Here is a 23918-nt window from a genome sequence, read left to right as displayed (position 1 = left end):
ACAATGACTGACAATCAACTAACTGATGCTGAATTTAAACGCTATAGCCGCCACCTGTTATTAGGCAAGGTCGGTGAAGTTGGACAGCTGCATTTAAAACAGGCCAAAGTGTTGATTGTCGGCATGGGAGGGTTAGGCTGCCCGGTTGCCCTGTATTTAGCTGCCGCTGGGGTGGGGCAATTGGTTATCGCCGATAATGACACAGTTAGTGAGTCAAACCTGCAACGTCAAGTGCTCTATAGCGAGGCGCAGATAGGGAAAGCCAAAGTACTGGCGGCGAGCGAGCGCTTGCGCGGTATTAATTCGCATGTGCATGTACGCGCGGTGAATCGACGTCTAAGCGAACAAGTACTGGGCATGGAGGTCATGCAAGCGGATGTAGTGCTGGATTGCTCGGATAACCTCCAGACCCGCTATGCGCTGAGCGATACCTGCCAGGCATTGGGCGTACCGCTGGTTAGCGGCGCAGCCATTGGCTTTGATGGTCAACTGATGGTGTTTGATTTTCGCCAATCAACGAGTTCCTGCTATCGTTGCTTATTCCCGCAAGCGAGCGAAGCGCAATTGAGCTGCGCCACTGCGGGGGTGGTCGGTCCCTTGGTGGGTATGATTGGCTGCATGCAGGCGTTAGAGACGATAAAATTGATCTGCCAGTTAGAATCCCTTGCTGTTGGGCGTTTTAGTAGTTTTGATGGGCTCAGTGGTGAGTGGTTTCACCTTTCTATGCACCGTGATCCTCATTGTCAATGTTGTGGTGGCTAGTTTGCCCACATCTACAAGGAGGCGCAGCTACGGCTGCGAAAAAGTATGTATATTACCCTTAACCAACAACCTGTTGAGGTTGCTGATGGTAGCTCACTCGCTCAGCTTGCTGAGCAGTTGCGGCTATCGCAAGCTGGATTTGCGTTTGCTATTGATGGCGAAGTGATTGTACAAAGCCGCTGGCGCGATTATCCGCTGCGCGCACAGCAATCGATCAGTGTCTTTACCGCGATCGCAGGGGGCTAGTATGTTAACTATTGCTGGACACACCTTTCGTTCCCGTTTGTTGCTCGGGACCGGTAAATTTGCCAGTGCCACACAGATGATCGCTGCCGTTCACGCATCGCAAACTGAGCTAGTCACGCTGGCTTTAAAACGGCTTGATCTCAAAGGGGGCGATGACGACTTGCTAGCGCCATTGCGAGCGGCTGGGGTGAAGTTATTACCTAATACCGCTGGGGCTCGCTGTGCTAAAGAAGCCATCTTTGCCGCGCGACTTGCCCGGGAAGCTCTCGGGACTAACTGGTTGAAACTGGAGATCCACCCCGATCCACATTATCTGTTGCCCGATCCCATTGAAACACTGCATGCGGCCAAAATATTGGTTGAAGAAGGTTTTGTGGTATTGCCTTATTGTCATGCCGATCCAGTGTTATGTAAACGCCTGGAAGAGGTTGGTTGTGCGGCGGTGATGCCACTTGGTGCGCCGATTGGTTCGAATCAGGGGCTACAAAGCCGCGCTTTTTTGCAGATTATTATTGCTCAAGCCAATGTGCCAGTGATCGTCGATGCGGGCATTGGTCGACCCAGCGATGCGCTCGAGGCATTAGAGCTTGGGGCTGATGCGGTGCTGGTGAATACCGCTATTGCCAGTGCACCGAAGCCAGAGCAGATGGCCAAAGCATTTGCGCTGGCCTGTGACAGCGGGGTATTGGCCTGCCAATCAGGTTTTGCTGGGACAAGTAGCTCGGCGCATGCCACCAGTCCAATGACTGAGTTTTTGGAGGCATTATGAGCTTCTCGCACTATTTAAACCGGTGGGACTGGGATGATCAATATTTGCAATCAGCCAGTGTTAGTGACACGCAAGTACTCGCTGCCATCGATAAAGCCAAGCGTCAACACCCGCTGGATCTCGGTGATTTTAAAACGCTGATTAGCCCGCAAGCGACCCGCCATGTGCGTGAGCTCGCGCAGCTAAGTCACCAACTAACAGTGCAGCGTTTTGGCCGCACTATGCAACTATATATTCCACTGTATTTATCCAATCAGTGCAGTAATATTTGTCTGTATTGTGGGTTTTCGATGGAGAATGAGATCCGCCGCATGACTTTAACCCGCGAACAGCTCGAAGCTGAGCTGGATGCCATTGCTCAAATGGGGTTTGAGCATATCTTGTTGGTGACCGGTGAAGCCAAGCGGCGAGTGGGTATGGACTATTTTCGCTGGGCACTGCCATTGATTAAGCAGCGCTTTGCCAATGTTTCCATCGAAGTGCAGCCCCTTGATGAAGATGAGTATCATGAGCTGGTGGCACTGGGCCTTGATGGGATGCTCTGTTATCAAGAGACCTACCATAAGGCACGCTATCAACAGGTCCACCTTCGGGGAAATAAATGTCACTTTGAATACAGACTCGATACCGCCGATAGGGCGGCGAGCGCAGGTGTGGATAAAATTGGCTTAGGCGCGCTCATTGGTCTGGATGACTGGCGCACCGATCTATTTTTTGTCGCCGCGCATTTGGATTATCTACGCCGACGTTACTGGCGCAGTCAGTTCTCTATCTCTTTTCCGCGGCTTCGCCCTTGTACTGGCGGTTTGGCGCCTAAATCACAGATGAGTGATAAAGAGCTGGTGCAAGCGATTGCGGTGTTTCGATTGTTTCACCCCGATCTGGAGCTTTCAATTTCAACGCGTGAAGCGCCGCTGTTTCGTGAGCAGTTAATGCCCCTTGGGATCACTGCAATGAGCGCCTTTTCCAGCACCCAACCAGGCGGCTATAGCAAAGCCACCGATACCGCGCTAGAGCAGTTTGCCATCAATGATGGTCGACGCCCTGAAGAGGTGGAAGCGGCGATTCGTCGGATAGGTTATCAACCTGTTTGGAAAAACTGGGATCAAAGTTTAAGTGCAATGGGCCTAGTGCGCTAGCGAATACTCGCGCATTCAATCATTGCTCGTTATAGTAAGAACTTAAGTCATGTCATCCGTTAGATGGGACAATACTTGAGTTCTTTTTTTTGCAAGCTAGGAGATGGACTTATGAGTGCAAAGCGGTTATTTAGTTGGCATCGTTTTCATATTACTCAACAAATACAACGCTATCCGGATGGCATTGAGCGAGACGTGACATTGATGGAACACCCCGGTGCGGTGGTGATCGTTCCTATCGGTGCACAAGGTGAGCTGGTGTTAGAGCGGCAATATCGCGCAGCGGTGAATCACTGGTTATTGGAGTTTCCTGCGGGAACAATCGAAGCAGGTGAGGCGCCATTGGCGTGCGCCAAACGGGAGTTAGCCGAGGAAGTGGGGCTGGCTGCCGCGAGCTGGCAATCGTTAGGAACGATGCTACCAGCTCCTGGGTTTTGTAATGAAGTGCAACATTTGTTTGTCGCCCGCGATCTGCAAGCGGTTCCTTGCCATCCTGATGAAGATGAATTGATTGAGACGTTAAGGCTGAGTCCAACTGATCTAGAGCAGCAAATTCGTATCGGTGAAATCATCGATAATAAAACCATTGCGGCATACTACCGGACTCTTTTGCAAGACCATTGATTGCCGACTAGTTTAGGGTGTTTGCTGAAACATCGTCCAATCGTGTTCAATGTGTATTATGTGACCTGATGCGGTCATCATTCTTTTTATGCCCATGGTGGTTTGCCATGAAGCCTTGATGTGTTGATAAGGAGTTCGTGTGTCTATTGTGCCCTTGATTGTACCGCTGTTTGGACTGGCGATGTTGGGGTGGGGAATTGCCAAAACGGGATGGCCGTTATCGGTAGGCTGGCAAAAAGGCGTGAATGAATTAACAGCCCGCATCTTAGTGCCAATGCTGCTATTTACCGGAATGTATCAACATGGATTGCCTAAACAACATGCTTGGGGCATTTTGCTTTCCTTCTATATCGCCTTGGTGGGACTGTTTTTGTTGCTGTTTGTCTTGCAACGAGGGTCGCGCGATCGCGCATCGATTGCTTTAGCTGGATCATTCTCAAACCTTGTCTATGTGGGAATGCCGGTCGTGAATAATCTGTTTGGCAGCCAAGGTCTGGCATATCTATTCCCGATTGTGGCGTTTCATAGTTTGGTGTTGTTTGCGCTCTATTACAGCGCTGATGCTTGGGGGCGTGCGGACCAAGGGCCGTTGCGACAAAGTGTGTTTAAGTCACTAAAAACCCCGATTGTATTGAGTTTAATGGCCGGACTCGGTGCTAACTTAGTGCATCTTCCTTTGCCAAATATACTGCTGGATACTCTGCATATGGGCGCTCGAGCGGCTCTTCCGTGTGCATTGATTGTGATGGGGGCCTCACTGGCGGGCATTAGTTTTCAGCAAGTGAAATGGCGGATGCTGTTAATACTTGTGGCTAAACTACTGCTGTTACCCGGATTGGTCCTGATTACTAGCCATTTTATTTTTGCGATGCCTATTTTAATGACCCGCGTGCTGGTGGTGATGGCTAGCTGCCCCGTTGGGATTAACGCGTATGTGGTGGTGCGGAGCAATGGCGGGAACGCGCAAACTGTGAGTTCGGCGATTGTCATGAGTAGTTGGTTGAGCCTGCTCGCTTGGCCGTTTTGGTTATGGGTGGTACAGAGCTTACCCCTGACTCATTAATGGTTACATTTGCAATCGAATAAGGGCTGTATGTTGATGTTGTTCAGCGATAACCTGCTTGATTGAGTCGGTAGGTTAAGCATAAGAATCTGCAGAGTGTCCGTGCAAGTGAGTGGCTAAAGAAGTCAAACATTCCAGCCATGATGGGATTGTGTTACCCAATGCCGCCTATGGCTCATGGACACATGCGCGACTTAATGCATGGCAGTACATTGGAAATAGCTAGACAGCATCATGCGCCCTTTGTATATCCGAGGGGGAAGTCTGACAGTCGTGCTTTTTCACGCTTCTTTTGTTTGTTTTTATATGCTATAAAAACTTTTAATAAACATTAAATTAGGTTGGATATGTACGATGGATTTAGCGTTTAAACGCATCGACGTTAGGCAGCACTTTGCCCTCTGCTATCAGTTTCGATGTGATGCGTATCAGTGCAGTTTTGACTCATTAGAAGGCTGTGACCAGATGTTGGTTGGCTATCAGGAGCGTCTACTGGAGCGCATTGATGATCCATGTTATTACTATCTGCATATTTGGTTAGATGGCAAGATTATCGGCCAGCTTGAATTTAAAAATTTCTACGATTCAGCAAACACGGGCTATGTCAATCTTATCTATTTAAGTGAGCCCTATCGCGGCTGTGGACTCGCAGAGCAGTTGCAAAAATATATTGAGTGGCAGTTAACCGAGGCCGGTTGTCGGTGTGCGTTATTATCAGTGAGCCGAACCAATGCACGAGCACTGCGGCACTATCAACGTTTTGGCTGGCGCTATCTTAAAGCCAATCCAAAACATTCCTCAACAGATTTTTATCAGCGCTTATTTAGTTAAAGCCCCTCTCGCTTCAGTGTTTGAGCTGCGACGAACTCTGATTATACACTTCAGCTTGTTCCTGCTATTGATTCGTTGGTTCATCTGAATCGGGCAAGAGGGGTCCTATCAATCCATCAGAGCACTGCTAACAGGCGCGATAAGGGATCTGACTATCTTCAATGCCTTGTTTGGGGAGCAATTGATGCTGGCGAAAGAACAACCGCAGCGAATTAATCGAGAGCGTTGAATCGGGTGTTGGGCCTAGATAGACATGCTCAAGTGCCATGGGTTGCGATGGACTATGTAGTGTAAATTCAGTGTAGGGTTTGAGCATGGTGGAACCTTCTCGAAACTTAACCCTTGGGTCGAGATCGTGATGGATCACTGGCAAAACCAGACGCCATTCATCTTCTTCACGAAATGAAGGGTGCTTGAGCAATACAGCCAAGCGGAGTAGGTCCGTTTCAACTGCGGCAAATAGTTCTGCCTCAGGCAGTTGCATCTGACAAACGCAATCAATCGCTTGTTGTACGAGCTGATGTTGGCGATCACTATCATAGATGCATCGACCAATCTGAAATTGCTGAGCATTGGCCCATTTTAGAATATGTTCCGGATGAAATCCCAGACTTACGCCTTTGCCGATGCTACTGTATCCACGCCATTGACTGAGCAGATTACCATTGGCTCGAAATGAAGCGGCAAAGAGCATATGTCCTTGATTGAGTCGTTCGTTGATCCACTGTGCAAAATGTGCCAGTAATGGAGCCTTGTTATCACCGCGGGCAATGCGATCGTGAATAACTTCAGTGAGTAAGTCTAAGGTATGGTGCAATTCGGCGGCATCATTCATATAGCGTACATCACTGGCCCATAAAACTTTCGAGCTAACAATTCCAAGGAGGCCTGCAAAGCTTGTGTAGTGGTATAAGTTGGACTGCGGTGTGTGGCTAAACAATTGCTGAACTAGCGGACGTAACATAAACATTCCCTCAAGACACCTAATAGCAACTAAACCCCATCATGATGCACCTATATTGCCCTATAAGGCCAATGAATTGAATCGCGAACTATATTCGTTAGAGGATAGGCTTGGATGTTTTAGTGCTATCAGCGATTGACTATTTGGGGGAGCTGGATGGCATTGCTCTAAGCGAGCAAAAGAAGGCATAGCTTGCAATGAAGTCCCTTAAAGAGGCTTCATTGCTGTATCTATTTAGCTATGTTGATTTCCAACATTAAATTTGTTCTCAACTTGTTTCCAACGCGCGTTGCCACGAAGCTGCGTCGATGAAGATTGCTGCGCTTGACTATCTTTGCTTTGATGCTGTGATGAGGCCATTGCAGTATTGGCGAATAAACTTAAAGATGCAGTTGCAAGTGCAACGGTGATTATTTTGCTGATGGATTTCATATTATATTTCCTATTCATTTTCTATTTTTAATTACAAAGCCATCCGTGAATCAACTGAGTTGCGATTGATTCATGAACTAGGCACTGTATTTTGGTTATTCGGATATGCAACACGACATCGGATTGTCTTGCCAAAAACCAATTAGTGGTAGTAACGACCAATATCGAATTTTTGTTTGGTTTGTTGCCAAGTGAGGTTAGAGCTAGTAAGCGCAGAATTGCTTTGCAGCATCGTCGCTGAATCGCTAGTGGCTGCAACAGCTGAGCTGGCAAACAGACCTAAAGTAGATGAACTAATAAGAGCAATCGTTAGTGTTTTAATAATGGTTTTCATTTTTATTCCTTCTTAATAAACTTAGTCTATCATTTATATTGCATGGTGCATACAATTAAATAAAAAAGTATCAATAATTTTGTTTGTTGTTGATCAATTCCAATGCAATCAATTTACTCAATATAACTATCGTGTATAGCCAAGCCCGAAAAAGGGCTTTGTTAAAAATGGTTAATGATACTTACGGCCAATATCAAATTTTTCCTTAGTTTGTTGCCAATCTTTATTGATACTTGTGGCATTAGGTTGATTTTGGTCGAGTTGTGCGTTATCTGTGCTGTTCATATTGGCCAGTGCCGAGCCACTCATAAGACTCATTGAGATAGCAGTAAGACCGATCATTGTCATTTGAGTTACGCTTTTCATATTATCTCCCCTTCATATTTGTAGTGAGATAGAACCAACGGCTCCGTTGGCCACGAGTTAAATTAAAACGTATTTTATGTGCGTTGTCTGTCAAATAATGTTGAACAGTAAGTTTATTGAAGTGTATGATACATGTATATTATAATGGGATAAAATCTGGTAGATATGTGCCTGTACAGGTGGATCATCTATTTATCTATCTTTGGTTGTCTTTGCAACGGTTTTAATTTGTTAACTAATTAACCGGCGATGCGGATCCTTTTTACGTATTACCCGCAGCTGCTGATGACATTCATGCAAGTGTCATGGTCTGGTTTATCTCGGTGTTTTTTGGTGGATAAGCGCTTTTCACTAAACAGCTGCGGTTACGTTTATAGTGCATGGTAAATCCGCAGAAATCGTGGAAAGCGCGGTTTGTCATATTTGGTGAGACCGTTGTAACGAAAGGTGATTTGGCTGCCAATTTTTGGCGGATGAGCCCGGAGTTCATCGTCGAGACCACTTCCGACCGCGAACGTTTTGCCATCATGGGTTCTCACTGTCAGTGCGCCGACCATGCCTTGGTATTTGCCTTGGCCGGGCCGATAGCCGATAACGGTTGCTTCGGCATCTTCGTAGGGTTTGTATTTGAGCAGATGGCCACTTCTCCCTGGTAAATACAAGCTGCTTTTGCGGTGTAATACTAAGCCCTCGCCACCGTGTTGGACGACCTGCGTCAGTTTTGCTTTGAGCGCAGTTTGATCATCAACTTGTTCTTGCTTAACCAGATGAATAGGCCCATCAGTGGTGGTTAATAATTTTTCTAAACGCCGATAGCGAGAGGAAAAAGGTGCTTTGATTGAGGGCAGATCAAACACCATGTAATGAACGGCCTGCCACTGCGCCTTGGTCGTGTGTTGTTGCTCGAGTAATCCTTCGATGTCACTAAAATGATGGTAATCAATCCACAACTCGCCATCGAGCGGTTGTGATGGAAAATTAGCGGTAAACGCTTTGGGAGCACGAATTAGCCTGCCATGACGTGTCCAAAGTTGCTGCCCATCCCAATAGGCGCGTACACCATCATACTTTTCACTGACGAGATAGTGACTCACGTTCTGATGTTGGTAGTTCATCGCCAATTGCACTTGGATTGGTTGGGCATAAACGAAGCTGGGTAGGACACTGATCAATGAGGGAATAAGAATAGAAGAAGTACGCATGATTAATCACAATATTATTCAATTTATCAATAATGATAACAATAGTGATTAATTAGTCAATAGATGTGTGTTGTCGGTGTATCTGCCAATAGTTGCCATATTGTTGTAGAAGTAAACCCACAATGATCAGTACTAACCCAAAATACGTCGACGGATGGATGGTTTCACCAAGAAATTTTGCAATTAAATAGAGTGATAAAAATGGCGAGATAAAAATGAGATTGGAGATCCGTGCCGTCTTTTCGGTTTTTTTCAGCGCTAATACCCAACAGGCAAATGTCACCCCCATTTCAAAGCAGCCTACGTAAATGCCGCCTAATAGGCCTTGCCAATGCAGTGTTGGAAAACCTTCATTAACGAACATAGCGATGCAAGTGATCGGTAAACTCAAAATAAAGCTACAGAGTAACCCCGCGATAGGGTCATCTTTACGGCGCTGATTTAAGATCCAATAGCCTGCCCAAAATAGTGTGCTAAGTAGCGCTAAAGCAACGCCTGGCAGACTGGTAAAATGCAGCTGCAGAAGATTGCCTTGGGTGGCGATAACAACCACACCAAGATAGCCCAGTAGCATGGCTGCAAAATCAAATCGGTGCAGTTTGTGGCCAAGCAAGGGCACCGCGAGCAAACTCAAAGTGATGGCCCAAGTGTAATTGAGTGGCTGCGCTTGCTGCGCGGGGAGTAACTCGTAGGCTTTAAATAAAATTAAATAATAGCAAAAGGGGTTAATCAGCCCGAGCAGCAGGTAAAACCTAAAATGTTGACGTAAATAGCGTTTGGTTAAATGCAATTTACCTTGCAATAATAGGATGATCGTGAGAATAACCGATGAGCTCAGTGATGCTATCGCCATGAGCTGCAGCGGCGTTAAATAACGCAGGGCTAATTTAAATGCGGTGGCAACTGTTGACCACATTAATACAGCGCTAATGCCATAAAGATACGCTTGCGATTGCTGTTTCATGATGATGATTGAGTAAATAAATACAAAGTGCCAGTATACCCATAAAGGTTATTTGGAGTAACTTATCTTTGTGCTGTTAATGCGGCAGTTTGACAGGTCAAAACCTCCACATTGATTGTCTAAATAGGTCTGTTAGAGTAAAGAACCTCAGTGAAAAGGAGCTTGTATGGATTTACAAATTTCTGGAAAACGAGCCTTAGTGATGGCTTCCTCCCAAGGCCTTGGACTGGGTATCGCGCGCGCATTAGCAGAAGAGGGCGCGCAGGTGATGCTCTGTGGCCGAGATCATAAAAAGCTTGACGTGCAAGCTCAGTTATTGGCCCAGCAGACACGCCAACGCGTGCTCACGGCTCAAGTCGATCTAGCCCAATGGGATAGCGTTGCGACATTGATTGAGCAGGTGCAAACTCAGTGGGGCGGGGTGGATATATTGGTCAATAATAGCGGCGGCCCGCGCCCTTGTACATTGGCTGAGGCACAACAGAGTGATTGGCATCAAGCGTATCAAATGATGGTGGTTAGTTTAATTGAACTGACTAAGCAGCTTGTTCCCAGCATGAAAGCGCAGCGTTGGGGGCGGATCTTAACGGTGACCTCGAGTGGCGTGGAAGAGCCGCTCCCGCAGATTAGCCTTTCGAATACCTTGCGTAGTGCGTTGGTCGGTTGGAATAAAACGCTCGCCAATGAGTTGGCTGATTACGGTATTACCTGCAATATTTTGATCCCTGGGCGTATTCATACCCAACGCGTTGACATGCTCGATCAAGCGGCAGCAGAGCGACTTAATATTACAATTGAGCAAGTGCGTGAACGTGCCAGTGCAGCTATTCCAGTGGGGCGTTATGGACGCGTTGAAGAGTTTGCCGCAACCGCTGCTTTTTTGGTCAGTCACCGAGCCAGTTATATTACCGGCAGTAAAATTCGCTGCGACGGTGGCGCGATTCGTGGGATCTAGCAAATTGGGGATAAAGAGCCAACAGCCCGTCAATTTTGGCCGTGTAATAAATCGGCATTTCACAACTGTTCGTGTATTTATGCTTATTGTTTTGAGCTATTGGACAAACAAGGTTTGTAAAAGGTTGAATGTTGACGTGAACATTCCAGATGATGCTCGCGCTGATACATGGTGAGGTTTAATGGGGATGATTTGTGATAAAAAGCTCACTAAATGGCGAGGCAGTTGGCAATTTGATGGCTGTTTTATGCTTTTTAAGCTATCATGCCTAATTAAATGTTACAGTAACATACAGCTATGACAGGTCCTCATAAACGCCCTACCTTAACTGACGTCGCTCAGCAAGTCGGGGTGACCAAAATGACGGTGAGCCGTTATCTGCGCAGTCCCACTCAAGTTGCGACCCAAACCGGCCAACGCATTCAAGAAGTGATTGATGCGTTAGGTTATGTGCCCAGCCGTGCCCCAGATATTCTCTCAAATGCGAAAAGTCATGCAATTGGGGTATTGCTGCCATCGTTAACCAACCAGGTTTTTGCCCAAGTATTACGAGGGTTAGAAGCGGTCACCGAAGTAAGCGGTTATCAGACTATGTTAGCCCACTATGGTTATGATCCACAAATTGAAGAAAAACGCATTGAATCACTGCTCTCGTATAATATTGATGGCTTATTGTTAAGTGATCGCGTGCATACGCCGAGAGTCGAACGGATCATTCAAAGCGCTGGGATCCCCGTGATTGAGATGATGGATATCGATAACCCGGGAAACTACCCAGTGGTTGGGTTTAATAATCAGCAGGCCGCCTATATGATGGTCATGCAGATGATTGCCCGTGGGCATCAGCATATTATTTATCTGGGTGCCCGCTTAGATACGCGCACTCAGCTTAAGCAACAAGGCTACAATCAAGCGATGAGCGAGTCTGGCTTAAGCGGTTGTTCAATTCTCACCGAGCAATCATCTTCATTTTCATTAGGTCGGCAATTATTGCAACAGATCCTTGAGCAATATCCTGACTGTGATGGCATCTTTTGTACTAATGATGATTTAGCTGTGGGCGTTATTTTAGAATGTCAGCGCCAACAGATAGCAATCCCATCGCAATTAGCTGTTGCTGGTTTTCACGGATTAGATATTGGTCAAGTTATGACACCTAAGCTGGCGTCAGTAGTAACGCCCCGCGAAGCGATTGGTCGAGAAGCAGCGCGGCAACTGCTTGCTCAACTCGAACAAGGTATCGCCGCGCAGTCTGTCCTTGATCTGGGGTATCAGATTGATCTAGGGCAGAGCGTCTAATCTCAGCTCATTAGCGGTGTCTATGATATGACCCGCGAGAGCAATTAGCCACGTAGTGAGGCAACTAATTCACAGGCTTTACGACTCAGTTCTGTGATGCTCGCCCAGTCTTTTTTGTCAATGGCCGACTGTGGGATCATCCAAGTGCCACCTACCGTGCCAACACAATCTAAGGCTAAGTAACTCGCTAGGTTCGCTTCTTTCACACCGCCAGTTGGGCAGAAAGTAATTTGTGGCAGCGCAGCGCTTACGGCTTTAAGTACAGGTACGCCACCATTCGCTTCAGCAGGAAAGAATTTTAAGAAATCTAAACCATAACTTAATGCCGTGACCATTTCTGATGCGGTGGCTACGCCTGGAATATAAGGGACATTCAGTTTTTGACTGTATTCAAGCAATGCGGGACTAAACCCTGGGGAGATCACAAATTGAGCACCCGCATTGACAGCTTGCTGGTACTGCTCTGGATTAATCACTGTTCCTGCTCCTACGATTGAGTCAGGTAATGCTTTGCTCACGGCTTCGATAGCGCCAATGGCTGCTTGTGTGCGTAAAGTGATCTCAAAAACATTGATCCCGCCATCCGATAGTGCTTTGGCGAGGGGGACAGCATCTTCAAGGTGTTCGATAACCATCACAGGGATGATAGGAGAAGCCGAAAATACCTGAGCAGCGGTCACTGTTGACATAGTTATTCCTTATGGTTGAGTAGCGGGTTGATTTCATCAATATCGGTGCAGCTATTGTGATATACGCTAGCGCAGTGTGATGAATCAACACGTTGAATCGATATGCTTTGCCTTATCCTTTGACCCTTTCGATGAGCTAAACGAGGCAAGATTGCGACGAGTAAGCGATGTCCAATCAAAACATAGTTGGTATATTATTAAATAATCGTTTCAAATAATATACTGGCTCCTTGTTCAGCACTAGTCACACAGCGGCGAAATGCACCAAATAGTTCCCGGCCACACCCTCGTGGCGCCCATTCTTGTTGATAAGGCAGATCGCGTTGTTGCCATTGACTGTGGCAATTCATCAGTCCTTTGTCAGCATCAATCTCAATGATATCGCCATCTTGGAGCTGACTGAGTGGCCCACCGCGACTCGCTTCTGGGGTGACATGTAACACCGAGGGCACCTTGCCGGAGGCCCCTGATAAGCGGCCGTCTGTCACTAGCGCAATGTTAAGCCCCGCTTGCATTAAATTAGCTAAAATAGGCATCAATTTGTGCAATTCTGGCATGCCATTGGCGGCTGGGCCATTATAACGAACGACAATCACACAGTTCTGGGTTAATTCACCGCGGTGATAAGCCGTTTCCACGTCATTTTGAGAGTCGAAAACACGAGCTTGCGCAGTTATTTTACGATAACGAGGATCAACAGCACTGATCTTCATCATACCGCGACCTAAATTTCCCTGTAATAGTGCTAACCCGCCATGCTCAGCAAACTGTTGTCCGAGCGGGGCAATGACCTTATCATCTAAACTATCGGGCGTATTCACCCACTGCAGCTGTTCATTAACCAGCTGAGGTGTTTTCAAATAATCACTGAATTGACCAAAGCAGGTGATGACATCGCGGTGTAATAACTGACGTGCATCAAGCGCTTTAAGTAAGGCCGGAACACCTCCCGCGGCTTGGAACTGATTGATATCAGCCGGTCCATTGGGATAGATGCGAGCCAGTAGAGGCACGACTTCAGATAACTCGGCGATATCATCCCAAGTGAGAATCAATCCTGCTGTACGAGCAATTGCGACCATATGAATCGTGTGGTTGGTTGACCCGCCAGAAGCTAGTAGTGCCACTAACCCGTTGACCAATGAGCGTTCATCCACCACTTTGCCGATGGGGCGATAGTCACCCTGGCGAGCAATTTTCAGAATATGATGGGCACTGTATTCGGTGAGAGCGCGGCGAAGCGCACTATCAGGATGAACAAAGGCACTGCCTGGCAGCATCAACCCCATCGCTTCAAAAACTAGCTGGTTGGTATTTGCGGTACCATAAAAAGTACACGTTCCTGGTGCGTGATAAGCTTGGCATTCCATCGCTTGCAGGGTTTTCTGATCGGCCACTCCGGCAGCATATTGCTGACGAATAGCCACTTTGTCATGATTACTGATGCCGCTAGACATCGGCCCTGCGGGAATAAATAGGGTTGGTAGATGTGCGAAACTTAATGCACCCATCAGTTGTCCTGGAGCGATTTTGTCACAAATACCGAGCAAAATCGTACCATCAAAGGTTTGATGACTTAATGCTATCGCCGTGCTTTGGGCAATGTTATCACGAGAAAACAGCGACAGTTCCATGCCATCTTGACCTTGCGTGATACCGTCACACATCGCGGCCACACCGCCGGCAAATTGAGCACTATGACCGAGTTGGTTGAGCTGTTGTTTAATCTGGTCAGGGTAGGTTTTATAGGGCTGATGGGCACTGAGCATGTCATTGTAGGCGCTCACAATGCCAATATTTAACCGAGTGAAATCTAAGATCTGTCCTTTTTGCGTTGGTGAACACGCGGCTACGGTATGCGCTAAGTTACCACAACTGATCCGACTGCGTTTAGGCGCGGCAGTGGCGTCTTTTTCTAATTGTGCTAAATACGCTGTGCGTGAGGATTGACTGCGCTTGGCAATGCGGGTGGTAATATCACGAATAATCGGATGCATGCGAATTCCTTAATTAACGACTTGTTGCTGCCTGAACCGCTTCAATGCAGCGGCTAATCACTTGTTCAAAATCACCATCAATGTCAATGGTGACGACATCGCGTTCATCGCTACTCGGCATTTCCAGCGCATCAAACTGACTTTGCAGTAGACTGCGAGGCATAAAATGGTTTTTTCGCTCTTGCATACGTTTGGCCACAAGCTCGATATTGCCATATAGATGTAAAAATAATATGTGCTCATTACCATCGCGGATGATATCTCGGTAGCGGCGTTTCAGTGCAGAACAGACAATCACACCCTGCTCTTGTTTGTGGCCAATACTGAAAACGGCATCACGGATCCGCTCTAACCACGGGGCTCGGTCAACATCGTTGAGGGCAGCCCCGGCAGACATTTTTAAAATATTGGCTTTCGGATGTAGATCATCACCATCGATAAATTTGGCGTCGAGAGCCTTGGCAACCGCCTGACCAACCGATGATTTTCCGCTACTAGAGACACCCATTAAGACCACACAGAGGCCGCGCTTGTTGTTTTCCATATTGATTACCTTTCTATTAAATCCATAGCTCACAAATTAAGTTGAGCTCAGTGATCGTGCTCAATAATCAGCAACGTCGTTTCAATCAATGCGAGAGTGAAAGAGCTGTTAATCTTTTATTTTTTTGACACCTTTCGCATTTTTGAATGTCCGTTGTGCTTTTATCTTCTCATTATAGTGATGTTACCCGTATCATGTTACCGGTAACTGTTGTGATTGTGAAGTCAGTAGAATTTTTTTACTTCCACTGATTCTGTTGCAGTGAATCGAAGAAAGTTGGGGATGCGTCAATAGCGTTTTGATGACATCGTTCGTGCTAAGACGGATAAAAATGAGTCCCCCATAAAATTAAGGATATTTGGTCATGTCTGATACTACATTGATCTTCACCTCTATCGGGTCGATCGTTTTACTGTTGTTTTTAGTGATGAAAGTACGGCTACATGCGGTCGTCGCACTGATATTGGTTGCTATGTTAGCTGGGCTTTGTGCCGGGATGGATCCTGCTCAAATTGCTAAAACGATTGAAAAAGGAATGGGCGGTACATTAGGGTTTGTTGCCGTAGTGGTCGCGCTTGGAGCGATGTTTGGTAAGGTGATGGAAGCGACGGGCGCCTTAGATCAAATCGCTTATACATTACTGGAGCACTTTGGTGAACGCCGGGCTAACTGGGCTATTGCCATTACGGGGTTTATCTGTGCGCTCCCGTTATTTTTTGATGTCGCCGTAGTGCTGTTAATTGGGCTGGTTTTTGCCATCGTTCGCCGCAAAGGTGGCAGTATGGTTAAAATTGGCATTGCCTTACTTGCGGGTATTGCATCATGTCAGGCATTTTTGATCCCGGCTCCTGGTCCCATTTTGGTTGCGTCTCAATTGCATGCCAATTTTGGTTACATGATCTTATTTGGGCTGTTGGCTGGGATCCCCGCGATGATTTTAGGTGGCCCTATTTTTGGTTCGCTCATCGATAAGGTGGTGAAAGTTGATTTGCCAGAACATGCCAAATTGGATAGTAAAGGCCGTGAAGGCGAAGGAACCCCCACATTCGGTTTGGCGTTGGGGCTGGTTGTTTTACCTTTGCTATTAATTGGATTAAAAACCATTGTGTCACGGTTTGTCGATCCCCAGTCATCGATGCATGCGTGGCTGGCGTTTATCGGGCACCCATTTACCGCTATTCTGGTGGCGTGTTTAGCGGCGTTCTATTTATTAGGGATCCGTCGTAAGATGCCCGCTAGCCGAGTGATGGAGCTATGTAATGAGGCGATTCAACCGGCTGGGGTGATTATTCTGGTCACTGGGGCCGGCGGTGTGTTTAAACAGGTCTTGATTGACTCCGGTGTGGGCGGCGCATTAGGTCATATTCTAGCTGGGAGTGGCTTGCCCGTTGTACTACTGGCGTTTGTACTAGCGGGGGCAGTGCGGGTGATTCAAGGTTCTGCGACCGTAGCGATGCTCACCACCTGTGGTTTGATTCTGCCAATGATCGAACCGCTAGGCTTAAGTGGCGCGCAATTGTCATTAGTGACCATTGCTATTGGTGGTGGCTCTATTATTCTTTCACATGTGAATGATTCAGGATTTTGGCTAGCAAACCGTTTTCTTGGGATGAGCGAAAAACAGACATTGCAGACATGGACGGTCATGGAAACGATTATTGGGACTTCCGGTGCGCTGGTGGCGATGGCGTTATCGTTATTTGTACATTAATTAAGTCGTATGCGAATCAACCCGGTGATCGATAACCACCGGAGTTGATTCGACTGATTGGCTTGAATCGTTATAGTCGCTGTCCATCTGCTGTGAAAAGATGGATGGCTTCAGCAGGAATGGTCAACGCTATTTTTTCGCCAGATTGAATGTTAAGTCGCCCATAATGCTGTACATAGATGGGCTGATCTTGCCAGCTTAAATGGAGTAGTGTTATGTCTCCCATCATCTCCACGACTCTAACCTCTGCTCGGGGAAATGGGCTAGTTGGGTTCATTTGTAATTGATCGGGGCGAATGCCTAATTGGATAGGCTGTTCAGCCAATTCGTGATCTATCCGCGATGGCAAAATTTCGACCTGGATCATCCCACAATTCGCTATCCAACGTTGTCCTTGTCGCGTCAAATTCCCTGGAAATAGGTTCATTGGTGGTGATCCTATAAATTGGGCTACAAATGTGGTTTGGGGTTTGTCATAGATGCTTAACGGTGAGCCTTGCTGAATGATATAGCCATCCTTCATGACGACAATTTTGTCAGCTAAAGTCATCGCCTCTATCTGATCGTGAGTCACATACACCGTGGTTGTTTTTAGCTGTTGATGCAGCGATTTAATTTCTGCGCGAAGTTCCATGCGTAATTGTGCATCTAAGTTTGATAGGGGTTCGTCAAACAAGAATACTTGTGGATTTCTCACCATGGCTCGGCCCATCGCTACCCGTTGTCGTTGTCCACCCGATAGATCTTTAGGGAGTCGCTTGAGTAACGGTGTTATCCCTAAAATACTGGCTACTTCTGCTACCTTTTGTGTTTGTACAACGGGTTCAACTCGCTGGCTTTTCATATGAAAAGCCATGTTTTCAGCAACATTGAGATGGGGATAAAGTGCATAGCTTTGAAATACCATCGCGACATCTCGCTTGCCTGGCGCTGTGTGATTAACGACTTGTGAGCCAATCAAAATATCACCATCAGAAACCGCTTCTAGACCTGCAATCAGCCGTAAGAGTGTAGATTTGCCACAACCTGAAGGGCCTACTAATACAGTGAACTGACCATCCTCAATTTTCAGGTCGAGAGGTTTGATCACTTGCTGGGCACCATAGCTTTTTGTGATTTGGCATAATTCAAGACTCGCCATCGGTCATATCTCCTACTGTCATAGCTAAAGTTAACTGTTGTTTGTTCATGAGTTGTCGTGGGGTTGTCGATATGGCCTGACTGGCTAGAGTGATCCCCCAGCGAAGGGCTTCAGCGTGTGATTTGTTTAAGATGAAAGCGGCTAAATAGCCGGTATTGAATATATCGCCCGCACCGACCGTATCGACCACTTTCACATTGGGAGCCTGGCAGTGATCCCAATGTTGCTTGATATAACTGCTCGCGCCATTCGCACCGCGTTTCACAATAATGCGAGCTGTCTTCGGCATTTTGGCCGCCAGGTGCTCGACTGCGCTGGATAGCTGTGAGTGTTCAGTCAGTTGCTGAATTTCAATTTCATTGACTAACAACAGGTCTATCCAAGGAAGCCATTGCTGGACTTGCTTGCGGACATTTTTCCATTGCTGCGGGGGCCAGCCACAATCGAGGGCGACTGTAAATTGGCGTTGTTTCAGAGTGGTGAGTAATTCCAGATAATCATCTAATAGAGAAAGGGTTAAAAAGGCACCGCTTAATAACACCACCGTTTGCGGGGGGACTTGCTCGGGGAGTTGTTCGAGTACTTCGGTGAGTGACAATTTTTCAACGTTTCCTTTCGCTGAAAAAAAGGTTCGTTCGCTATCGCTGTGCGTGATCCCAACGGTAATTGAGGTTGGAATATCAACTTTTGGCCATCGATGTGACTGTTGAAAATGCTCGGCTAGCCATTGGCCCCAAAGATCGTAACTTTGATTAGCCACCAGATGGCTTGGAATCCCTAAGGCTTGTGCAGCTAATGCGCTGTTGCCTGCACTGCCCCCAACCCGCCACGTGTTTGTGTCAAGAAGCACTTCAGTGCCTCGTTGTGGCCAACTATCTAGTTGTCCCATGATCAAATCAATATTGACGTTACCGACAATATAAAGCGGCGAAAAATTGTTATTGTCGATCATTGTCGCTCCACAATTTGGCTAAATATAACGTGTCTTATACGGTGTTTTGAGCAGTTACTACCGGGATAAAAAAGGTTAGTTTGCATGCATCGTTATCCTTTGCTGGCGCCTTCGGTGAGTCCGCCGACTAAGGTTTTTTGTAAAGCAATCGCGATAATCAGCGGGATGATTGATGCGAGGATCCCCGTTGCTGCGATCAATCCGTCGTCGGTGGCTCGCCCAGCCATAAAATCAGCAATGGCGATAGGCAGTGTTTTGGCATTGATATTGTTGGTAAATAGCAAGGCATAAAAAAATTCATCCCAAGCGAGTAACCAACCAAATAAAGAGGCCGCGCCAAGTGCAGGTTTGGCTAATGGTAATGTGATTTTCAGAAGGACTTGGTAGGTTGACAGCCCGTCAAGCTGTGCGGCTTGTTCAATATCATAGGGCATTGCATCAAATTGATTTTTAATCATCCAAGTTAAAAATGGTAAAATGAGCGAACAATATACAAGCATCAGTCCCCAGTGTGTATTAAGTAGTCCAAGCTGTTGCAAAATGAAATATAACGGCAAAATGAACGCGACAGGAGGCACCATATACATCCCCAGGCAGGCCATTAACCAGCCCTCGTGTCCAGAGTAGCGAGAAAAACTATAGGCGGCTGGAATAGCCAATAGTAATGAAACGAGTGTCGCGCCTGTTGCGGTGATTAAGCTGTTGAACATTGCGTGTAAGAACAACTGTCCAGGGCTGTCAGGGGCAAGTGAAAGCAACAATTGATAACGGCTAAAATCCCAATGTTGAGGGAGCCAATGCAACGGAATTTGAGTGAGATCTTTTGCCGAACTCACGCTCATTAAAAATAGCCAAAGTAGGGGAGCTAGAATTGATAATGCAACCAATAATGCCGCTACATAAATCAGAATGCGTTTACAAACAAATATTGGCATGTAAATTACCTCTGTTGACGTCGTAATAACAGTAAATACAGCGAGATTAAAAACGCACAAACAAGAGTCATTAACAGTGCATAAGCTGCCCCACTGCCCGCTTCTAGGTAGGTAAATGATTGCTGATAAACATAAAAACTTACCGTTTTGGTTGAGTTCATTGGGCCACCTCGAGTCATCGCATAAATAATGTCAAAGATCTTGAATGCATCGATGGTTCGTAGCACTAAAACTGCACATAATGGCTCCAAGATGGCTGGCAGCGTGATGGCTTTGAAACGTAGCCAAGCACTTGCGCCATCAATCCGAGCGGCTTCATATAGCTCTGTAGGAACTGTTTGTAGTGCAGCCAATACCAGTAAAGTGACCAAAGGATAGTTTTTCCAGATGTCGGCAAACATCACCGCATACAGAGCACGATCAGGATCGCCCAACCAACTTTGGTAATGGCTGATCAGGCCTAATTGACTCAGAAGTGCGTTAATACTGCCAAAATCAGGGTTAAAGTTCAGGCGCCACATCATTGCATTGACAATGGTGGGGAGTGCCCAAGGGAGGATCACCAAGATGCGTAATATTGTCCGCCCCACGAATTTTTGATTAAGTAATAAAGCGACTAATACACCGATGATGCCTTCGATAGAGACCGATAAAACGGTAAACCACAGACTGCGTCTAAAAGCAGCTTGAAAATCAGGATCAGTGAGTGCAAAGAAGTAATTTTCCCAGCCGACCCAATGCACAACACTGCTATTGGCAATGAGGGCCGCATCGGTAAAACTGAGCCAAATAGTACGAAGCAACGGGTAGAGCGTTAGTAGAGCCATCATCAAAAGCATGGGGATCATTAATCCCCATGCCTGACGACGAGCCTGTTGTGGCAGCGTCAGCATTCATGGCCTCCTAGTGCAACCGAGAGATCAATTGATCGGCCCGAGACATGGATTCGTGAGCTGACTGTTTATTTTGTAAAACCAACTGAATGGATTGTTGGAGTGTATTTGACAGACGAGGGTATTGAGCAGTTTGTGGTCGCGCGAGCATCGCTCCAATCGATTTTTTAGCTGCCTGAACTAACTCGGTCTGGCCAGCTTGAACGGATGCTTTATTGTATGAAGCTTTCCAGATTGGCAGACTCAATTTGGCATATTTTTCCTGAACTGCTTGTGAGGTCAGATAAGTGATATATTTCCAGTCGGCCTTAGGGTGCTGGCTATTTTGAGTAATTCCTAACCCCATGGAACCATTTACCGCTGCGATTTCCCCTGGTTTGGCTCCTGGCATTGGAACTACGCCGACTTGACCCGCTACCTGGCTTTGTTTCGGATCATTGGCCATGTTGTACATGTAGGTCCAGTTCAGAGCAAAAGCCGCATCACCGCTTGAAAACACCTTACGAACATCTTCTTCTAAATATTCACGTGAGTTTGGATTACTCAGTTTATTATCGAGCGTTTTTTTCATAAATTGGATGGCTTTAAGTGCGCCACCTTTGGCAAATTGTGGTTTGCCATCTTTAAAAAACTGACCGTTGTAGGCTGAAACTAAGGTCGTGTAATCACAAATAAGTGCTTCTGACTGTGACCAACTCCAGACCAGTGGGTATTTGAGCAACCCTTTTTGTTTGATGATCTGTGCTTGGGTGTAGAGCTCATCTAGTGTTCTAGGTGGATGTTGGATACCAGCTTCTTTCAGTATCTTTTTGTTATAAAAAAGATACTTAGTATCGAGGATCCAAGGCATTCCCCAATATTTGTCGGCGTATTTGACCGTCGTCCAAGCGCCTTTGAAAATTTTGTCTTTCAAGGATGGTGCAATCTGTTGAGTCACATTTTTGAGAATGCCAAATTTGGCAAATTCTGCAGGCCAAATGACATCATAGAGCACCACATCATAGCCATTGGCGCCGGCGCCTTTGGCGGCCACGATTTTATCGTGTAATGCCTCGTACGGTACAAATTCCAAATTCACCTTGATATCTGGATTGGCTTTTTGGAAGTCTTGAGTCATCGACTTGATATCACTCTGGCTATAGGCTGCTTGTGACATAAATAGAGCGTTAATGGTGGTTTGTGCGCTTGCATAAGATGACAAACTTAATGCCATGGTCAGTGGTAATGCACACCAGACTTTTTTCCGCATCATGATCAATTACTCCGTGTAATAGGGTGCAATATTGCAAAAGTATTTAACGTTATTTATTAAATCAATTTGATTGCTTTAATATGGTGCACAATAATGCCTTATCTAAAGGCTATCGTAGCCCCGCCAATTCTTGGCTATTAATTCATACCGAGTCTTCAACAATGACACTATCAGGAACAAATCTTGAACATGCCAAAGTCCATAATCGGCGAGTCGTGATTGAGACTATCCGGTTGCATGGACAGCTAACGCGTGCTGAAATAGCACGATTAACTCATTTAACACCACAAACCGTGTCTAATATTACCCGTGAATTAGAGCAGACCGGTTGGCTGCAATCTCATCAACCCATTCGTTCTGGTCGGGGTCAGCCTGCAATTCCTCTTTCAATTGCCCCCGATGGGGCCTATTCAATAGGCATTCACCTAGATCAAGGGTTACTCACCATTATCGTTGCTGATTTAGCGGGTCACGCTTTGCAGCGATGTGACGTTTCACTTCAAAGCAATGAGCCTAGTGACATCCTTGGTCAGGTAAAGAATATTTTGCATAAATTACGCCATAGTGATCGATTTGATTGGCAAAAAGTTCTGGGGATTGGCTGGGTGATGCCAGGTCCATTTAATGTGCGAGGAATATCCAGTGCCGGTCCAACGACATTACATGGGTGGGAAAATATAAATATTAACAATGAATTAGAAACTGAGTTTGGATTTCCTGTCTGGGTCGCTAATGATGCAACTGCTGCTGCATTAGGTGAACGATTGTATGGGGTGGCTACTCAGTTACATTCATTTGTTTATCTTTTTATAAATAATGGATTAGGTGCGGGGATCTACCTCAATGGGCATATTTACGATGGATGTTCGCACAATGCTGGTGAGATAGGTCACATTATAGTGCAACCGCAAGGTCGGCTATGTTTTTGTGGTAATCAGGGCTGTTTAGAACGCTACCTTTCTTTACAGGCGGCCTATGAGCTATGTCAGTTGGTCGGAGATGAAGCAACGCCTCAGCAGCTATTACGAATAGATGATGAACAATTGGAACAGTGGTTACAGGTCGCAGTCTGTGCAACTCGTCAAGCGGTCAATATTGTCGAATGTTTGTTTGATGCAGAGGCTGTCATTTTGGGCGGGATGATCCCGGAGCCAATCTTAGCGAAGCTGGTGAATCGACTTGCGCCATTACCCCGTTCCGTTCGTTCTAGAGTTCCCGATGAATTGCGCGTTCGGATTGGTCAAACGGGTCTTGATGCGGCCGCATTGGGTGCTGCGGCGCTACCTATTCTGTTAATTGCCCAAGACAGTAATTTTGATCGTCTGTAGTGTCATAAACGATTGAGTTTCTCAATGTGACCTCATGGATTGCTTTAAGTTTAGAATATAGAAAATAGCCAGAGACCTGATTCCTCTGGCCTTTTTTATTATTGATCAGTCAATTGCTGTAATTTTTTTTGCAGTTGGGGATTCTTGCGTGCGGCTAGGCCAATTTGATTAAACGCTTTAACGCTTAAACCATCCTGACGGACGACACTTACCATCTTTTGTTCAGTGCGTTGCCGAATTTTTTTTTGTTTGGCTTGGTCTTTCGTCTGATTCAACTGACTCATCGCTTGGTGAGAAATTTGTGCAAGCTGATGAGATGCTTTGGCAAATTTTTTAAGCTGAGTATTGCTAAAATGTGATGCGGTGGGTTTAGCTTGATTGGATTGGGTTACATGTGATGGGGTTTTAGCATACGTAGCCATGCTAGTCGTGATGGTACAGATGCCAAAAGCCAGTGCGATTGCGCTCTTAAAAGCCGCTTTCATAGATACCTCTTCATTTTACAAATGGACTCAGTGTGAGCTGA

Annotated in this window: 26 protein-coding genes; 11 read left to right on the top strand and 15 right to left on the bottom strand. The window is 46.3% G+C overall.

Annotated elements, in window-relative coordinates:
• The first annotated feature begins 3 nt into the window (after positions 1-3).
• From ABUE30_RS14655 to ABUE30_RS14625, 7 genes are all read left to right on the top strand, one after another.
• Positions 4-762, top strand: a complete 759-nt coding sequence (locus ABUE30_RS14655; protein WP_408624573.1) for a HesA/MoeB/ThiF family protein — start codon at positions 4-6, stop codon at positions 760-762.
• Positions 763-807: 45 nt separating this feature from the next.
• Entirely contained in the window at positions 808-1008 is a 201-nt protein-coding gene (gene thiS / locus ABUE30_RS14650) for a sulfur carrier protein ThiS (RefSeq protein WP_408624572.1), read from the top strand.
• Position 1009: 1 nt separating this feature from the next.
• Complete coding sequence (locus tag ABUE30_RS14645) at positions 1010-1777, top strand: thiazole synthase (protein WP_408624571.1); 768 nt, start codon at positions 1010-1012, stop codon at positions 1775-1777.
• Positions 1774-2916: a 2-iminoacetate synthase ThiH gene (gene thiH / locus ABUE30_RS14640; protein ID WP_408624570.1), complete on the top strand. Its 1143-nt coding sequence runs from the start codon at positions 1774-1776 to the stop codon at positions 2914-2916. Before ABUE30_RS14645 ends, thiH begins: the two co-directional genes overlap by 4 nt.
• 111 nt (positions 2917-3027) lie before the next feature.
• Positions 3028-3540, top strand: a complete 513-nt coding sequence (locus tag ABUE30_RS14635) for an NUDIX hydrolase (RefSeq protein ID WP_408624569.1) — start codon at positions 3028-3030, stop codon at positions 3538-3540.
• 139 nt (positions 3541-3679) lie between these two features.
• Positions 3680-4603, top strand: a complete 924-nt coding sequence (locus ABUE30_RS14630; RefSeq protein WP_408624568.1) for an AEC family transporter — start codon at positions 3680-3682, stop codon at positions 4601-4603.
• 354 nt (positions 4604-4957) lie between these two features.
• Positions 4958-5434 carry a GNAT family N-acetyltransferase gene (locus ABUE30_RS14625; RefSeq protein WP_408624567.1) on the top strand — a complete coding sequence of 159 codons (477 nt, stop codon included), beginning with the start codon at positions 4958-4960 and terminating at the stop codon, positions 5432-5434.
• 127 nt (positions 5435-5561) lie between these two features.
• On the opposite strand, the gene ABUE30_RS14620 is transcribed toward ABUE30_RS14625, so the two are convergent.
• The 6 genes from ABUE30_RS14620 to ABUE30_RS14595 form a co-directional block, all read right to left on the bottom strand.
• Positions 5562-6398, bottom strand: coding sequence for a DUF2971 domain-containing protein (locus ABUE30_RS14620; protein ID WP_408624566.1), 837 nt, complete (start codon positions 6396-6398; stop codon positions 5562-5564).
• Positions 6399-6632: 234 nt separating this feature from the next.
• Positions 6633-6830 (bottom strand): hypothetical protein, encoded by a 198-nt coding sequence (locus ABUE30_RS14615; protein ID WP_408624565.1) that lies wholly within the window; start codon positions 6828-6830, stop codon positions 6633-6635.
• Positions 6831-6972: 142 nt separating this feature from the next.
• Positions 6973-7164, bottom strand: a complete 192-nt coding sequence (locus ABUE30_RS14610) for a hypothetical protein (RefSeq protein WP_408624564.1) — start codon at positions 7162-7164, stop codon at positions 6973-6975.
• A gap of 171 nt (positions 7165-7335) precedes the next feature.
• Positions 7336-7530, bottom strand: coding sequence for a hypothetical protein (locus ABUE30_RS14605; protein WP_408624563.1), 195 nt, complete (start codon positions 7528-7530; stop codon positions 7336-7338).
• A gap of 371 nt (positions 7531-7901) precedes the next feature.
• Entirely contained in the window at positions 7902-8732 is an 831-nt protein-coding gene (locus tag ABUE30_RS14600) for a DNA ligase (protein ID WP_408624562.1), read from the bottom strand.
• A 52-nt stretch (positions 8733-8784) separates the two neighbouring features.
• The gene (locus ABUE30_RS14595; protein ID WP_408624561.1) at positions 8785-9696 is read right to left on the bottom strand and encodes a DMT family transporter; all 912 of its coding nucleotides are present in this window, start codon (positions 9694-9696) and stop codon (positions 8785-8787) included.
• 166 nt (positions 9697-9862) lie between these two features.
• Between ABUE30_RS14595 and ABUE30_RS14590 the strand changes: the two genes are divergently transcribed.
• Positions 9863-10651, top strand: coding sequence for an SDR family oxidoreductase (locus ABUE30_RS14590; RefSeq protein WP_408624560.1), 789 nt, complete (start codon positions 9863-9865; stop codon positions 10649-10651).
• A gap of 297 nt (positions 10652-10948) precedes the next feature.
• Positions 10949-11950 carry a gluconate operon transcriptional repressor GntR gene (gntR, locus tag ABUE30_RS14585; RefSeq protein ID WP_408624559.1) on the top strand — a complete coding sequence of 334 codons (1002 nt, stop codon included), beginning with the start codon at positions 10949-10951 and terminating at the stop codon, positions 11948-11950.
• A gap of 44 nt (positions 11951-11994) precedes the next feature.
• Here the strand turns inward: gntR and ABUE30_RS14580 are convergent, their stop codons facing one another.
• The 3 genes from ABUE30_RS14580 to ABUE30_RS14570 all read right to left on the bottom strand — a co-directional run bounded on the left by ABUE30_RS14580 (position 11995) and on the right by ABUE30_RS14570 (position 15180).
• Positions 11995-12639, bottom strand: coding sequence for a bifunctional 4-hydroxy-2-oxoglutarate aldolase/2-dehydro-3-deoxy-phosphogluconate aldolase (locus ABUE30_RS14580; protein WP_408624558.1), 645 nt, complete (start codon positions 12637-12639; stop codon positions 11995-11997).
• A 197-nt stretch (positions 12640-12836) separates the two neighbouring features.
• Positions 12837-14636 (bottom strand): phosphogluconate dehydratase, encoded by a 1800-nt coding sequence (gene edd, locus ABUE30_RS14575; protein ID WP_408624557.1) that lies wholly within the window; start codon positions 14634-14636, stop codon positions 12837-12839.
• 13 nt (positions 14637-14649) lie between these two features.
• Positions 14650-15180 carry a gluconokinase gene (locus ABUE30_RS14570; protein WP_408624556.1) on the bottom strand — a complete coding sequence of 177 codons (531 nt, stop codon included), beginning with the start codon at positions 15178-15180 and terminating at the stop codon, positions 14650-14652.
• Between the two features lie 364 nt (positions 15181-15544).
• On the opposite strand from ABUE30_RS14570, the gene gntU reads away from it, so the two are divergent.
• Positions 15545-16891, top strand: coding sequence for a gluconate transporter (gntU, locus tag ABUE30_RS14565; protein WP_408624555.1), 1347 nt, complete (start codon positions 15545-15547; stop codon positions 16889-16891).
• A gap of 70 nt (positions 16892-16961) precedes the next feature.
• Here the strand turns inward: gntU and ABUE30_RS14560 are convergent, their stop codons facing one another.
• From ABUE30_RS14560 to ABUE30_RS14540, 5 genes are all read right to left on the bottom strand, one after another.
• Positions 16962-18032 carry an ABC transporter ATP-binding protein gene (locus ABUE30_RS14560; RefSeq protein WP_408624553.1) on the bottom strand — a complete coding sequence of 357 codons (1071 nt, stop codon included), beginning with the start codon at positions 18030-18032 and terminating at the stop codon, positions 16962-16964.
• On the bottom strand, positions 18019-18984 hold the full coding sequence (locus ABUE30_RS14555) for a carbohydrate kinase family protein (protein ID WP_408624552.1): 966 nt from the start codon (positions 18982-18984) through the stop codon (positions 18019-18021). The genes ABUE30_RS14560 and ABUE30_RS14555 overlap by 14 nt, the downstream gene beginning before the upstream one ends.
• Positions 18985-19076: 92 nt before the next feature.
• Positions 19077-19919, bottom strand: coding sequence for a carbohydrate ABC transporter permease (locus ABUE30_RS14550; protein ID WP_408624551.1), 843 nt, complete (start codon positions 19917-19919; stop codon positions 19077-19079).
• 5 nt (positions 19920-19924) lie between these two features.
• Positions 19925-20812, bottom strand: coding sequence for a carbohydrate ABC transporter permease (locus tag ABUE30_RS14545; protein ID WP_408624550.1), 888 nt, complete (start codon positions 20810-20812; stop codon positions 19925-19927).
• 10 nt (positions 20813-20822) lie between these two features.
• The gene (locus ABUE30_RS14540; protein ID WP_408624600.1) at positions 20823-22061 is read right to left on the bottom strand and encodes an extracellular solute-binding protein; all 1239 of its coding nucleotides are present in this window, start codon (positions 22059-22061) and stop codon (positions 20823-20825) included.
• 164 nt (positions 22062-22225) lie between these two features.
• On the opposite strand from ABUE30_RS14540, the gene ABUE30_RS14535 reads away from it, so the two are divergent.
• On the top strand, positions 22226-23392 hold the full coding sequence (locus tag ABUE30_RS14535) for an ROK family transcriptional regulator (protein ID WP_408624599.1): 1167 nt from the start codon (positions 22226-22228) through the stop codon (positions 23390-23392).
• A 98-nt stretch (positions 23393-23490) separates the two neighbouring features.
• Here the strand turns inward: ABUE30_RS14535 and ABUE30_RS14530 are convergent, their stop codons facing one another.
• Positions 23491-23877, bottom strand: a complete 387-nt coding sequence (locus ABUE30_RS14530) for a DUF4168 domain-containing protein (RefSeq protein WP_408624549.1) — start codon at positions 23875-23877, stop codon at positions 23491-23493.
• Positions 23878-23918: the final 41 nt, after the last annotated feature.

The organism is Celerinatantimonas yamalensis (genome assembly GCF_046054155.1).
Classification (GTDB): Bacteria; Pseudomonadota; Gammaproteobacteria; order Enterobacterales; family Celerinatantimonadaceae; genus Celerinatantimonas; species Celerinatantimonas yamalensis.
Note: the sequence above shows the minus strand (reverse complement) of the source record. Positions and strands in the feature narration are given on the sequence as shown.